Below are 16,210 nucleotides of genomic sequence, written 5' to 3' on the forward strand. Positions count from 1 at the left end.
TTTAATTGCGTGGCTCGATATAGGCCACCAAGCGTAATTGACCATGCTGATCGGGCTGGGCGGTAACCACAGCCTCGCGTAAGGCGGGGTGTTGGCGCAGCAGTTGGGCAATTTCTTCAAGCTCAATCCGAAAACCGCGAATTTTGACCTGTTGATCGATGCGACCTAAGAATTCAAGCTGACCATCGGGCAACCAACGGGCTAAATCGCCAGTTCGATACAAGCGCTGGCCTGGCTGTTCGGCCCACGGGTCGGGCATAAACCGCTCGGCGGTCAGCGCTGGCTGTTGCCAATAGCCGCGACTGATACCCGCACCAGCAATCAACAATTCGCCAGCAACTCCAATTGGCACAGACTGCAAGCTTGGATCAACTACATAGGCTTGGATCGTAGCAATCGGGCCACCAATTGAGATTGGTTGTTGCGGTACTAGCTTGGCAACGCTTGCCCAAACCGTCGCCTCGGTTGGGCCATATTCGTTGTATAGGGCACACGTTGGCAATTGCTGATAATGGCGATTGACCAAGCTGGTGGTACAGGCCTCGCCCGCGACCACGACCACGAGCAAGCTAGTTAATTGGCTTAATTCGGCTTGTTGCAACAATACTGCGTACAACGACGGAATCGCCAAGGTATGGCTAATCTGATGGTGTTCGATCATGCTGGCTAGCGCTAGAACATCGTGGCGCTGCGCTTGATCGGGCAGTACCAAACGGCCAGCTTGGCTCAGTGTCCAGAAAATTCCAGCGATTGAGCTATCGAAGGCATACGATGAGAGCAATAAAAAGCTCGTCAGCGGCTCGCGATAGGCAAGCGTTCGGGCAAACGTCGAGCTAAGCAGATTGGCATGGCTGACCACCACACCCTTCGGGCGGCCTGTCGAGCCAGAGGTATAGATCAGATAGGCGGCCTGCGCCGGATGAATCGTGACTGGCACAAATGGTGCTTGCGCAGAATCTAAATCAGCAAGGCCTAAACAGGCAGTGCTTGTAGGCAGGTTTTGCCAAATTTCCGGCTGTTGACACATTAAGAGCTTCAGTTCAGCATCGCTCGCCATCAATTCAAGCCGCTCACGCGGGTAGTTGGGGTCAAGTGGCACATAGGCAGCCCCAGTTTTGAGCACCGCCAACATCGCCACAATCAAGCTGGTTGAATGCTCAAGACTGATACCAACCCGGGTTTCTGAGCCAATCCCCTGCGTTTGTAAATAGCCCGCCAAAGCCGTTGCGCGTTGCTCAAGCTCAGCATAGCTCAACGCCCCATCGCTGGCTCGGATGGCTTGGGCAGTCGGCTGCTGTTGAGCCACTTCGGCCAGCCAACTCACAAGATCACGCGGCGATTGCGCAACTTCAGTGCGATTAAATCCAAGCAATTGGCGTTGCTCAGCATCACTCAACAATGGCATAGCGCGATAATCCGCCGTAGGGTCGGCAACCATCGCGGTCAGACAGGCTTGGTAATAACCTGCAATCGCTTCAATTTGGGCATTGGCCAAAATTCGCCCATCACAGGTCAAACTCAAGTTAATGTCGTTGGTAAAGGGATCGATGCGAAAATTGGCTACCAATGGAAAACTCGAAACTTCGTAGGGCAGTACATCAAGCAACTCCAGCTCGCTGATGTTTTGCAACGCTTGGAAGATATGGTAGTGGGTGAAGTAGAATAAACTTTCCGACCAAGCCAAACCGCCATTGTGGCGTTGCAACTCGGCAGTTGGATAGCGCCGATGCTCCAAACTAGCCCGTTCGGCGGCAAAGGTTTGTAAAATAAGCTCACGCCAACTTAGCTGATTCAGCTGCATGCGCAGCGGAATACTATTGATGAACAAACCCAAAACCCGTTCACCATCGAGCGTTTCAGGTCGGCCACTCGAAACCATACTCGTTACTACATCGAACTGCCCAGTCAGGATACTAATTACCCGTAAATGCGCAGCCAACAGTACATCTTTAATCGGGACAGCAAGGCTACGCGATAAGGTTTTAAGCGCTTGCGAAAGCTCAGCACTAATTGCAACTGGTTGTGATTGGCTGGTGTTTGAACGCGGCGCATTGGGCCAACGCGGCAAGCGCATCGGGCTGGCTTGGGCCAAATGGTCAGCCCAAAATTGCTTGGTCGTAGGATTCTGAATTGCTGCTTGTTCCAGTCGTACAAATTCGTGATAGCCAATTTGAGGCGCAACGAGGCTACTAGGTTGCCCTTGCAAGCGCCGTGCATAATCGCTAAACAGCTCAGTCAGCATTATCGCATCGCTCCAGCCATCGATCACCGCATGGTGGAAACTCAACGAAAATTGCAACTCATCATCAGCCCGCACATGCACTTGGAACCGCAACAACGGTAGGCTGCTTGGCTCAAAACCGCGCTGCTTTTCGGCGGCGATCCAGGCTTCAATCAATTGATCGTGCTGATCAACAGGCTGGTTGCGGAGATCAATAATATTCAGCAGGTTTGCACCTTGGGCATGCACCACTTGCAATGGCTCGCTGGCACTGGTCAGATCAAAACTCGTGCGTAGCGCTGGATGCCGCGCCACCAAATCATCGACAACCAATTGCAACAACGCCAAATCGAGCACGACCCGCATCCGATAGCTAAAAATATCGTGGTACAGCGCTTGTTCAGGGTTGAATTGGTTGTGGAAAATCATGCCACCCTGCAACTTGGCAATCGGGAAGGCATCAACAATCGTATTTGGGAGTAAAGCGCGATCAGCAGGGTTAATCAAACTGAAGGGTGTGTATTCGATTATTTGAGTTTCTGTAGAGCAGACCATAGTTTGAACCAAACTACGAATCGTCGGCTGATTGAATAACATTTCAACGCTCAGGTTTAAGCCGCGCTGTTTGGCTTGGGCCACCACTTGAATACTACGAATTGAATTGCCGCCTAATGCGAAGAAATTATCATCAATCCCAATCATTGGGTGCTCAAGCACCTGTTCCCAAATTGCCGCCAAAATTTCTTCTTCAGGAGTCGTTGGGGCAACATAATTGCTCACAGCGGTTGGTTCGGGCAAGGCCGCCCGATCTACTTTGCCATTCGCGGTCAACGGCCATTGCTCAACCAACACGACGTTGCTTGGCAGCATGTACTGTGGCAGGAATTGTTGGGCATATTTCAACACCGCTTGTTCACTCAATTGCGTGGGGTCAGCATCTGGTGTGGCTTGAAGATAGGCGACCAAGCGTTGATCGTCGCCTGTGCCACGCACCAACACTAACGCTGAAGCAACCGCTGGCAAGCGTTGCAACACCGCCTCAATCTCGCCTAGCTCAATTCGATAGCCGCGTAATTTGATTTGAGTATCACGCCGCCCCAAATATTCAAGCGTTCCATCCCAAGCCCAGCATGCCAAATCGCCAGTCCGATACAGTCGTGCGCCAGCGATTCCGCTCAGATTATCAGGTACAAACTGGGCAGCGGTCAGATCAGGGCGCTGATTATACCCGCGGGCAACTCCAACCCCGCCAATATACAGCTCACCGACAACCCCAAATGGCACAGGTTGCCAGCGATCATCAAGCACATAGACGCGCATATTGGCAATTGGCAAGCCAATCGAAACCGCGCCAGCAGCCGGATCAGTGGTTTGGGTTTGGTAGATCGCACAGCCAACCACTGTTTCAGTTGGGCCATATTCGTTGAACAAGCGGGTTTCAAGAGCGTGGGTACGCCATGGAGCCAATGTCGTTGCATCAAGCGCCTCGCCACCGATCACCAAAGCCCTACTGCGTTGAGCCAATTCAGCACTAGGGATCAATTGATTCAGCACCGCCAAATGTGCTGGTGTCAGTTTGAGCAAACTCAGATCAGTGCTGGCTCGCAACGCTTGGGCTAGCGTTTCAACCCCAGCATTGCTGGGCAATAAACCCACGGTTTGGCCAGCACACAAGGGCACAAGCAAACTGGTCACAGTCAAATCGAAGGCTAATGGCGAATGCACCAACGAACCCGTGCCAGCCGCCAAATCGTAGGCTGCGATCGCCCATTGCACATAGTTACTCAATCCAGCGTGACTGACCATCACACCCTTGGGCTGACCTGTCGAGCCAGAGGTATACAACAGATAGGCCAATTGCGCAGGCTGATAGTTCAAACGTGGCGCGGCACTCGCTTGATCAAATTGCAGCTGATCGACCGCCAATTGGGCAACGCTACACGGCAAACTAGGCATGAGGCTGGTTTGGCTCAACACCAACTGAATCGCCGCATCAGCAAGAATATACTGAATCCGCTCGGCGGGATACTCTGGCTCCAAAGGCACATAGGCCGCGCCAGCCTTGAGACAAGCCAACAAGGCCACGACCATCAGCGGCGAACGCTCAAGATACAAGCCAACTCGCTGCTCGGGCTGAATACCGTGCTGAATTAATTGTTGGGCCAACTGATTGGCTTGTTGAGTTAGCTCGGCATAATTCAGTTGCGCTGCACCAAATTGCACAGCAATTGCTTGCGGGTTATGCAACGTTTGCTGATCAATCAGATCGTGAATTGGTGTAGCAGCAAATGGCCGATCGGTTGCATTGACCTGCTTAGTCAACAAGGTTTGGGTCTTGATCCCAATGATTGGCAGCTGCTCAAAGCTTGGGTTATATTGTTGCCCAAGCCAAGCCAGCATTGTGATTAAGCTCTCAGCCAAGGCCTCGGCAACCTCGGAGCGCAGGCTGGTTGTATCGTAATCTAAGGTCAATTGCCAGCTTGCAGCTTGCTCGATCAGGCTTAATTTACAGCGAAACAGATCGGTATGGCTGGTCAGGTGTTCAAGCTGATAGTGCGCCGCTGGTTCCCAACGATAATGAGCAAATGCCAGCGCCAAAGGCTGATCCAACGCAAGCTGCTGCCAACTAAAATATTCTTGGAATTGCGCTAACTCAGCCAGTTGCTGGGCTAGAGTGGCTATAGCCTCGACAATTGGCTGTTCGGCAGCAATTTCGGTTGGAACAAGTGGCAGATAGCGCTCAAACAAGCCTTGGGCATTGGCCAACTCTGCATACGAACGGCCATCGCAGGCCAGTGCCAATGCTGGCGTTTGATTATAGTTACTGCGGCTAAGCAACCAACGCCAGAGGCTGAGCACTGTACTTGCCAATTCAATATTATGTTGAGTACACCAAGCATTAATCGCGATACTCCTGCTTGCAGGAAGGTTAATCTTGATCCGAGTGGGCTGGGTTCGGGCTAATCGTGCAAAGCCACGCAGATCATGCGGCGCTTGCTTGATCGCTTGCGCTTGCCAAAATGCCCGTTCAGCAGCGTTTTCAGGGGCTTGGAGCAAGCCATTTTGCCATTCAGCAGCGTCAATATACTGCGTCAGCTCATCGCTTGCACTCAATTCGTGCGGAGCCAACGCGGCTTGGGTCAATTCTTCAAGCAGCAATCGAGCACTGGTTGCATCGCCGACCAAGGCTGCTAGCCACAACCCAAGCCATTGCTGTTGGCCATGCTCAAATAACGTAATCTGCATCAAACCAGCATCAGCTGGCGCAGCAAGCTCAGCAATCTGATGCGATTCGGCTATTTGCTGCTGATGCAAAACTACTGCTTGATTGTGCAGCACTTGGGCTGGCAGTTTTAGCCCAGCGATCTGCTCGAAACGGGTACGCAGCGCCTCATGGCGCTCGATCACAACATTCAAGCCAGCTTGCCAACGTTCATAACGAAGCGGAGTGGTTAACTCAACCACCAGCCATGTGCCCAAGGGTTGCTGGCTTTGTGGTTGAACCAACCATGTATGGGTTTGTTGCGGCGATAGCCGAAAATGCTCAACTTCATGTTGCTGCATACAATCATCCTTCTATTGGGTTGGCTCGGTACTCGACCGTCGCCGATTCAGGATTAATTTGGAACGATTTGCCGCCTTGCGTTGCTCAAGCCGTTGCTGTTGAAGCTCGCGCTCGTGGCTTTGGCAACGCTGCACCGCAGCCGCAAGCGTGATCGTCGGTTCAAGCACTATCAACGCAAGTAGCAGCTGATAGCGCTCAAGTAATTGCTGCATGCGCTGTGCTGCGAAAATATCGGTGTTGTAATCAAGGGTTCCGGCTAAGCCTGCATGCTCTTCCCAAAGATTGATCAGCAAATCAAATTTGGCAGTGTGCGGATCAAGATCCATGCGTTCAAGCTGCACCCCTGCTAGTTGCAAGTTGGGCAAGGGCGTGTTTTGCAACACAAATTTCACCTGAAACAACGGCGTGCGGCTGGAATCGTGGGCAACGTTCAACCATTCGACAACTTGATCAAATGGCACATGTTGGTGTTCAAAAGCCGCTAATGTGAGCTGGCGGGTTTGTTGTAGGCTGGCTTGGAACGACTGATGCGGCTGAACTTGTTGACGCAGCACCAATTGATTAATGAAAAAGCCGATCAATTGATGGGTTTCAGGCTGTTGTCGCCCGGCAACATCAGTGCCAACCACTAAATCAGTTTGCTCGCTCAACCAGTGCAAAAGCCAATAAAACGCCGTCAGCAAGCTCATAAATAAGGTTGCGCTCTGGCTTTGACTAAGTTGCTTGAGTTGTTCGACCAACTCCCTCGGTAAGCGCCAAGCGATTTGTACCCCCTGAAACGATTGAACAGCAGGTCGGGGATAGTCGGTTGGCACACTAATGATTGGAGTATTCTGCAAGAGATTTAGCCAAAAATCACGGCTGCTTTGGGTCAGCGTTGCTGGTTGTTGGGCTTGCCAACAGGCATAATCGCCATAGTGAATTGCCAGCGGAGCAAGGTTTAATGCTGCGCCTGTGGCAAAATGCGCATAGGCCAGTGCCAAATCGTGCATCAACACGCCCAACGACCAGCCATCAGCAATAATGTGATGCAGCATCAACCCCAAAACGTGCTGCTCTGGAGCACAGCGCCACAACGTGGCACGCCATAACGGAGCGTGCTGCAAATCGAATGGTTGTCGGGCATACTGGCGTAACTGAGTTTCAAGCTGGGTTTGATCAACCTCAACCAGCTCCAGTTCTACCTGCCAAGGCTCGTGAATCTGTTGATATGCACCTTGGTTGCCAAGCTGAATGCTGGTGCGCAGCACTTCATGACGTTGCAGCAACCAACTCAGGCTGGCCGCCAAAGCAGCACGATCCAACACACCGTTGATCATCAGCACACAGGGCATGATGTAGGTGGCCAGGCCTGGCCGCATTTGCTCAACTAGCCAAAGCCGTTGCTGCGCCAACGATAACGGCACAATCTGCGCAGGATCACGCGGACTAATCGCCGTCGCTGCTTGGCGTTGCAAGCGTAATTGTTCGAGTAAGGCGCGTTTTTCGGGCGAAAGCTGCGCCAAGCGTTGCTGGAGAGCATCCATAGGTGAGCCTCGCTAAAAATCAGCCAACAAACGGGCACGCGCCTCGTCATCACTCAATTGATCAAGCTCATCAAGCAACGCCGCTAGTTCAGCAGTTTGGCCCTGATCAGCTTGCAACTGCTCGATCAAGGTTGCCAAGCTTGCCACTGTGGCGGCGTTAAACAACTGCACCAACGGCAGATCAACAAAAAAACGCTGGCGAATTTGAATAATCAGTTGGGTTGCTAACAGCGAGTGGCCGCCTAGCGCAAAGAAATCATCGTGGATGCCAACCTGTGCAAGCCCAAACACCTGTGCCCAAATCGCGCACAATTCCGTTTGTAAGACGGTCGTTGGCGCAATATAGCCGTGAGTTGCAGGTACGAGTGCCTGATCAGGCGCAGGCAAGCTGCGGCGATCAAGTTTGCCATTGGCGGTCAGCGGCAGCGCATCCAAACGCTGATAGCTGCGCGGCAACATATAAACTGGCAGCTGTTGGCTCAGTTGTTGTTGCACTTCGTCAGGCTCAAAATGCCGATCAGCGACCAGATAGGCCACTAGTTGCTCATTCCACACCGCAACCGCTGCTTGCTGAATAGACGGCAACGCTCGCAAGGCGCTTTCAATTTCGCCCAGCTCAATTCGATGGCCGCGCAGCTTGATTTGCTGATCGCTACGACCCAAAAGCTCTAGCGAACCATCAGGCAAATAGCGCCCCCGATCACCAACCTGATACAAGCGAGCACCAGTTTGTTGGCTCCACGGATGCGGAATAAAGCGTTCAGCCGTAAGATCAGGCCGTTGATGATAGCCACGCGCTAAGCCCAAACCACCAATATAGACATCGCCAGGCGTGCCAAGTGGCACAGGCTGCAAAGCCTGATCGAGAATATAAATCTCGGTATTGGCAATTGGCCGCCCAGCATGGACAGACGTTTGGCTGAGCGCTGCGGCGGTTGACCAAATCGTGGTCTCGGTTGGCCCATACAAATTCCACAGCGTCACGCCTGCGCTCAGCAATTGCTCGGCCAAATCGCTGGGCAAGGCTTCGCCGCCAACCAAGGCTTTAAATTCCGTTGGGGCATGCCAGCCTGTTGCCAATAAAATCCGCCATGTGCTAGGAGTCGCTTGCAACACCGTGATTTGATGGCTTTGCAGCAATTCGGCCAAAGCAAGCCCATCGGCAGCAGAATTGGCGGGCGCTAGCACCACTGTCGCCCCAACCCACAAAGGCAAGTACAATTCCAAGCCCGCAATATCAAAGGCCACTGTCGTTACTGCCAACAAGCGATCAGTTGGCTGGAGGCTTGGCTGGGTTTGCATCGATTGCAAAAAGTTGCTTAGCGCAGCATGGCTAATGGCTACACCTTTGGGCTGGCCAGTCGAGCCAGAGGTATAGAGCACATAGGCTCGTTGGCTTGGCTCAATCGCGCTTGCAAGGTTGGCGGTTGAAGTATATTGTTCATCTGTATAGCAGACAGGTATTTGAATATCAGCAAATAACGCTGTGAATTGGGGCTGGGTCAGCAAAAGTGCTGCTTGGCTATCTGCCAGCATCCAATTCAAACGAGCTTCGGGGTAACTCGGGTCCAGCGACAGATAGCCTGCGCCAGTTTTGAGCACCGCCAACAAACTAACCAACAAATCGCTGGTTCGCTCAACACAAACCGCTACCAGCATTTCGGCTCCGATGCCACGTTGGCGCAGGTTATGCGCTAGTTGGTTGGCTTGTTGATTGAGTTCGGCATAGCTCAACGCTTGATCAGCCGCAACCACGGCTAAAGCATGTGGGTTTTGCCGTACTTGCTGTTCAAAAGCTGTTACCAATGACGCATAGGCCAATGGCTGATCGGTTGCATTCCACGCTTGCAATTGCGCCAAATCAGCCACAGTTAAATGATGATGCAGATGATGGCCTGCGTTTGGCTCAGCCACCATTGCCGCCAAAACCTGCGCATAGCAATTGCCAATCAAGGTTAATTGCTCAGGAGTTAGCTCATGTAAATTACCAACCAAATCGATTTGCAATTGCCCAGTGAAGGTGTTGAGATTCAACTCAGCGAGCAAGCTAAAGTGGGTTTGGCCAAAGCCTCGTCCGCCGATCACCTCAAGTTGTTTGAGCTGTTGCAGCTGCTCGAACACATGAAAATGGGTGTAGTTGAAGACCGTTTCAAACCATGGCAGGCCACGCCGTTCGCGTTGCAATTCGGCTAAGGGCATTTGGCGATAGGGCATCAGCGCCAATTCAGCCGCAAATACTTGTTGAATCAGGCTCAGCCAGCTCATCGGGGCCAAGTGCTGGCGGAACGGCAGCATATTCAGATGCACGCCAATGGTCTTTTCGCCATCGTGGCGTTCGAGCCGCCCATTGGTCTCGAGGCCGCTGATCACCTCGCGTTGACCAGTTACAAGGCTGATCACCTTCATATGCGCCGCTAACAAGACATGTTTGACTGGCACATGCGCTTGGCGAGCCAATTCATGCAATTGCTGTGAAAGCTGGGCCGAGACTGGTACATCAAGCACAGCCACATCAAGCACAGCCACATCGGGCACGGCACTGGTTGCGGCAGGACGCGGCCAGCGTGGCAATGGCGTATCGCTAGCATCAGCCAAAGCTCCGCGCCAAAACGCTTGCGCCTGCGGATCGGCGAGCACCCGCTGTTCTTGAGCTACAAAATCGCGATACTGCACGAGCGGCGGAGTCGGATCAAGCGGTTGTTGGTTGAGCAGTCCATCGTAGCGCAACATCAATTCGGTCAGCAGCGAGGCGGTGCTCCAGCCATCAAAAATCGTGTCGTGGAAGCTCAACACCAAATCACAGCTATCGTCGCTGGCTCGTTGCACAATAAAGCGAATCAATGGTGCAGTTTGCCAATTGAAATGGCGTTGTTTCTCCTGTTCGATCCAGGCTGCTTGCCGAGTTTGATAGGCAGCTTCATCCAAATCGCGCCAATCCTCAATTGTGAGCGGTGCGGCGACGTGGCGCTGTACCAATTGCAAGGGCTGGCTAAATCCATGCATATGGAACGAGGTTCGCAGCACAGGATGACGATCGATCAGTTGCTGAACTGCTTGACGCAACAAAGCGGCATCAAACGCAACGCGGATGCGATAGATAAAAATATCGTGATACAGCGGCGTATTTGGCTCAAGCTGGCAGTGAAAAATCACACCGGCCTGCATTCGCGCCAAAGGATAGGCATCTTCAACATCGGCAGGCAGCAACTGGCGATCAGCGGCACTGATCAGGCTAAACGGCGCAGTCAGTTCAGCTTGATCACTGCTTTGCTCAACCAAGGGAGCTAACTCAGCAAGCGTTGGGTTGGCAAACAATTGTTGTAAACTGAAGTGCAAGCCCTGTTCAGCTGCCTGCGCTCGCAGTTTGATACTCAAAATCGAATCACCACCAAGATCGAAGAAATTATCATCAAGCCCAATCGTTGACAGACCCAAAACGGCGCTCCAAATGCTGGCAAGCTGCTGCTCCAAAATAGTGGTCGGCGCACGATAAATCGTTTCAAGCTCAGGGCGTTGCTGATTAATCGCTGGCAAGGCTGCCCGATCAAGTTTGCCATGGCTGGTCAGAGGCAAGCGTTCAAGCAAAAGCAGATGGGCGGGCAGCATATAATCGGGCAGGCGTTGACGCAAAAATCGGCGCAATGCGCTAATCGTCGGCGCTGGCTCGCTCGCCACAACATACGCCACCAAGCGTTGCTCAAGCGTTGGGGCTTGGCGCTGGGCAGTTTTAATAAATGGGCGTAATTCGTTGAGCGTTGGTTGGCTGGGCTGAGCATCGGCAATTGGCGCAGCAACTTCTAGCTCTGCTACATCAACCACGGCCTCGCAAATCGCTGGATGGGCCAAGAGCGCTGCCTGAATTTCGCCCAATTCGATCCGAAAGCCACGTATTTTGACTTGCTGATCGCTGCGACCTCGATATTCCAGCTCGCCTTGCTGATTCCAACGTGCGAGATCGCCAGTTTTATACAAGCGCTGGCCAGCATGGTTGCTCCATGGATGCGGCATAAAGCGCTCAGCAGTGAGATCAGGTCGCCGCAAATAGCCCATTGCCAAACCAGCCCCAGCGATATACAACTCGCCATAAACCCCAGTTGGCACAGGCTGTAAATTGGCATCAAGCACCACGGCCTGTAAATCGGCCAAGGGCTGACCAATAACGCTCGAATAGTTCGCAAGATCGGCCAAACTTAGCGGGCGATAGGTCACATGCACCGTGGTTTCGGTGATGCCATACATATTGACCAAGCACGGTGTACTATCACCATGGCGCTCAAACCAAGGCCGGAGTGTGGCAACATCCAAAGCCTCGCCACCAAAAATCACCCAGCGCAAGGCTAAATTGGCCTGACGTTGCAGATCAACCTGAATCAACTGACGAAACGCTGAGGGCGTTTGGTTGAGCACCGTTACCCGTTCGCGTTGCAACAGCGCATAAAAATCTTCGGGATTGCGACTGAGCACTTGCGGTACAACCACCAAACGCCCGCCATACAACAATGCTCCCCAAATTTCCCAGACCGAAAAATCAAAAGCATACGAGTGGAAGAGCGTCCACACATCATTGGCATTGAAATTGAAATGCTGCTGACTGCTGCGAAACAAGCGCGTCACATTGGCATGGCTCAACAGGCTACCCTTGGGCTGGCCAGTCGAGCCAGAGGTATAGATTACATAGGCCAATTGCGCCGGATCAAGTGCTATTTCAAGGTTGGTTGTTGGTTGATCGTGCCAAGTTTGCTGCTTGAGATCGATCAGCGTGCCGCTAAATTCGGCCAGCCCAGCATCGGCCAATAATAATGTCACCTCAGCATCGGCCAACATAAATTGCACCCGCTCAGCCGGATACATCGGGTCGATCGGTAGGTAGGCCGCCCCGGTTTTGAGCACCGCTAGAATACTCACCACGACCAACGCCGAGCGTTCGAGATACAAGCCAACTAGGCTGCCTGCGCCAATGCCGTGATCGTGCAAATAGTGCGCCAATTGGTTGGCTTGTTGATTAAGCTGCTGATAGGTCCAATGCTGCTGGCCGTCGGTCAGGGCAATTGTGTCAGGTGTTTTGGCAACTTGCGCTTCAAACCATTGGCTTAAGCATCCGGTTTCAAAGGCTTGCAAAGGCGCTAAGGCTGGCGTGCTCAGGCTCAATTCACCCACAAGTTGCGGCTTGCTCACCAAAAATTCCAGCGTTTGCCTGAGATGCTGGTTCCATTGCGTAATCGTGGCCGCAGCAAATAAGCCTTGATCGTAATCGATTCGCAGGCCTAAGCCATGTTCTAGTGGCGCAAAGGTAATGGTTATGTCAAATTGCAAGTCGTTGGGCGCTAACTCAATGATCTGAGCTTGGTAATCAGCAAAATGCATGCTGGTTTGCTCGCGGCCCAGCGCCAAGCCCCCAAGCTCCAAGGCCTGCCCCAGCGGGCTTTGTTGTAACACCACCATCACCCGAATCGGCGGATTGTGGCGGTCGTACTGCAACGAACGCAAAACCAAATCAAACGGATACGCTTGATGCTCAAAGGCCGCCAAGACTTGGTTTTGGGTATAGGCCAACAGTTCAGTATTCGCGAGATTCGGCTGATACTGCCAATTAATCAGCACCGGATTAACGTAGTAGCCAACGCCAGAGCGCGAAGCAGCATTGCGCCCCAAGGTTGGGGTGGCCAAAACAAGCTGCCGTTGCTGGCTATAACGGTTTAGCAGCAGCGCTACCCCAGCCAAAAGTGTGCTAAGCAAGGTTTGAGGTTGTTCATTTATTCTGTTCAGCAGATTATTTTCAATCAAATAATGATAGCTTGCAGCCTGGCTGGGCTGAGCATGGCGTGGGTAATCGCTGGGCAAGTCAAGCGTTGGCAAGCCCTCAGCAGTTTGCTGTTGCCAAAACCGCTGGGCGGCTTGGCCGGCGGGGCTGGCTAGACAAGCCTGTTGCCAAGCGACATGCTCACGATAATCAGCAGCAGGCGGCAATTGCCAAGCCCGTTGGGCAACCAAGGCCTGATACAGCTGTTGCGCTTCGTGGAGCAACACCGCCAACGATTGCAAATCGACAACCGTATGTTGCGCCAGCAACAGCAACACCTGACCTGCGGGGTGCGCAATCAATTGAACTTGTACCAAATGATCGTTGGCTAAATCAAAGGGTTGCTTGGCTTGGGCTTGGAGATAATCGTGGAGTTGGGTGGCATCCCATGCGCTAGCGTCAACCAGCCGTACCAGCGACTCAACCGTGGAATGCACCACTCGTTGTACGGCTCCGTCAACCTCGACAAAATTGGTGCGCAGCGCCGCGTGACGCTCGGCCAAGCTTGCCCATGTTGCGGCGAAGTGCGCTGGATCAAGCGGCTGCTCAAAACGCCAAGCCCGCGCAATTGTATAGGCCGTGCTATTGGGATGCAGCCGATCGAGCGCCCACAAGGCTTGCTCACCAAACGAAACCGCGCTTGGCGCGATTGTTGGAACAACCAAGGTTTGTTCGTGCAATTGCTGGGCTAGCGCATCGGCAAGCTCCAACAGCGATTGTTGGCCCAACAGTTGCCCAAAACCGACGACTAGCCCAAGATCCTGCTCTAGCTGATATTGCAGGTCGATTGCTGCTAGCGAATCAAGCCCAAGCTGCTGGATCGGCAACGTTACGTCAACTTCAAAACCAAGCTGGCGGCTGAATTGGTGCTGCAAATAGCTGGCGATGGCTGCTGGTTGCTCAGCGGTTGGCAATCCCTTGATCTGCTGTGGATCGAGCGAATCGTGATCGACGCTGGCAACAATCGTTTGGGCAATCGGGGTTAATTCGCCGCCGAGGAATAATTCGCGGCAACGATAGCGCTGAAGTTTGCCGCTCGACGTTCGTGGCAATTGGCCAGGCCGCAACAACACAATCGCATAGGCTTGCAAGCCATGAGTTTGGGCTAAGCTTTGGCGAATGGCGGCGATAATTGGAGCAGGATCATGCTGACGCTGTTCACGCCGCAACTCCTGCATTAGCACCAATTGCTCAACGCCAGCGACATCGAGGCTGAACGCGGCACAGGCTTGGGGTTGTAAGGCAGGGTGCGCCTGCTCAACACTCAATTCTAAATCATGGGCATAATGATTTTGCCCGCGAATGATGATCAGATCGTTCAAGCGACCGTTGATATACAGCTCGCCATTGCGCAAAAAGCCCAAATCGCCAGTACGCAAAAAGTGCTCGTGGCGCTCACGTGGTTGGGCGGCAAAGGTTGCCTTGCTCAATTCAGCATTCGCCCAATAGCCGTGGGCGACGCTTGTCCCACGCAGCCAAATTTCGCCAACCGCAGCTTCAGGCAAAACCTCTAGACTCGTAGGATCAACAATTAACAACTCATGCTCGTCGATTACCGTGCCACAACTGATTAAATCTGGCTCAGGCTGAGCCAAACGGGGCAAATGTGCGCCGCTGACCATCAAGGTTGCTTCGGCCATGCCATAGGTTGGGTAAAATGCCGCTGGATCAAAACCAACCTCAGCAAAGGTTTCAGCAAATTGACGCAAAACGTTTGGCCGAATTGGCTCAGCACCATTGAAAGCCACCCGCCACGAACGCAAATCGAGCGTAGCCCGTTGGGTTGGGGTGATTTTGCGCACACACAACTCATAGGCGAAGTTGGGGCCGCCGCTGGTTGTGGCACGATAATCACTGATCGCCTGCAACCAACGCCATGGTTGCTGCAAAAAGGCTACAGGTGACATCAAAACCACTGGAAACCGGCTATACAACGGCTGCAAAATTCCGCCAATCAGCCCCATGTCATGGTAAGGTGGCAGCCAAATCACCCCTTGACTGGTCGCATCGTGGCCAAACCGTTGCTGAATCTGCGCCAAATTGGCCAGCAAATTACCATGGCTGACCATCACGCCTTTGGGTTGGCCAGTTGAGCCAGAGGTATATTGCAAAAAAGCCAGGCTATGCGGATCAAGTTGTGGCACTTCCCAAGCCTCAGCATCAACTTCTTCATCGCAGGTTAGCCATTGGAGTGCTTGCAATTGCGGCGCGACAGCCAGCAACCGCTCAATTTGGCTCACAAACTGCCGATCCACCAGCGCAAAGCGCGGTGTAGCGTTGGCGACAACTGCTAACAAACGCGGCAAATGGCGCTCAAGCTGTTGCAATTTTGGCGGATACAACGGTACAGCAATCGCCCCCGCATACAAACAGCCTAAAAAACTCACAATATAGTCAAGGCCAGGTTCATTGAGTAATAAAACCCGTTCGCCCTGCGCATTCAGTGCTTGCAAACGAACCGCCACCTGCCGCGCCCGCCGATCGATCTCGGCATAGCTTAAATCTTCGGGTGCAAATTGGCCATTTAAAAACCGATACGCCTGCTGTTCAGGCGCTTCCAATGCGTTCAAACGCAGCACATCCACCAGCGTTGTAGCCGGAGGGAGATTCGCATGCTCTAACACAGACACTTTCGCTTTCTGAAATCTATCATTCTGGAAGCATAGGGGAGGCTTCCTAAAATACACACCTCGTCCAAGCGAGCATTCTAAACAGGTTTGAGGCCTAATGCAGTCGCAAATAAAACAATATTCTTGTCATATATCACACCAATATTTGGTGCTTAATCAGACAACATTATTTCTTAGGGTTTTCTATACTTAGTGATTGTGATCCATTTCCAAGGGGGTATGCCACGTGCAAACAACAGATGACGATACAACAACCTATAACGTTGTGATCAATCACGAAGAACAATACTCTATCTGGCCTGCCGAACGCGAAAATCCGCTGGGCTGGAGTAATGTTGGAGTGAGCGGCAATAAACAAACCTGTTTAGATCACATTAAAACAGTTTGGACTGATATGCGGCCATTAAGTTTACGCCAAGCGCTAGCCAATCAATCGGCCTAGCCCTGATTTAACTTAATGTTTTGGCA

Annotated in this window: 4 protein-coding genes; 1 reads left to right on the top strand and 3 read right to left on the bottom strand. The window is 52.6% G+C overall.

Annotated features, from left to right (window positions below; translation table 11 throughout):
- Position 1 precedes the first annotated feature (1 nt).
- From LCH85_01425 to LCH85_01435, 3 genes are read right to left on the bottom strand one after another with little or no spacing between them, the layout of a single operon-like run.
- A complete protein-coding gene (locus LCH85_01425; GenBank protein ID MCA0350631.1) occupies positions 2–5,785 on the bottom strand; it encodes an amino acid adenylation domain-containing protein in 5,784 nt (1,927 codons plus the stop codon).
- 12 nt (positions 5,786–5,797) lie between these two features.
- On the bottom strand, positions 5,798–7,312 hold the full coding sequence (locus tag LCH85_01430) for a condensation domain-containing protein (GenBank protein ID MCA0350632.1): 1,515 nt from the start codon (positions 7,310–7,312) through the stop codon (positions 5,798–5,800).
- Between the two features lie 12 nt (positions 7,313–7,324).
- Complete coding sequence (locus LCH85_01435) at positions 7,325–15,736, bottom strand: amino acid adenylation domain-containing protein (protein MCA0350633.1); 8,412 nt, start codon at positions 15,734–15,736, stop codon at positions 7,325–7,327.
- A gap of 232 nt (positions 15,737–15,968) precedes the next feature.
- On the opposite strand from LCH85_01435, the gene LCH85_01440 reads away from it, so the two are divergent.
- Positions 15,969–16,184 carry an MbtH family NRPS accessory protein gene (locus tag LCH85_01440; GenBank protein MCA0350634.1) on the top strand — a complete coding sequence of 72 codons (216 nt, stop codon included), beginning with the start codon at positions 15,969–15,971 and terminating at the stop codon, positions 16,182–16,184.
- Positions 16,185–16,210: the final 26 nt, after the last annotated feature.

The organism is Chloroflexota bacterium (assembly GCA_020161265.1).
Lineage (GTDB): Bacteria > Chloroflexota > Chloroflexia > Chloroflexales > Herpetosiphonaceae > Herpetosiphon.

Bases quoted from the DNA above. Each gene is read 5' to 3' on its own strand.
- LCH85_01425 (MCA0350631.1), bottom strand. From the start codon at position 5,785: ATGCAGCAACATGAAGTTGAGCATTTTCGGCTATCGCCGCAACAAACC.
- LCH85_01430 (MCA0350632.1), bottom strand. From the start codon at position 7,312: ATGGATGCTCTCCAGCAACGCTTGGCGCAGCTTTCGCCCGAAAAACGC.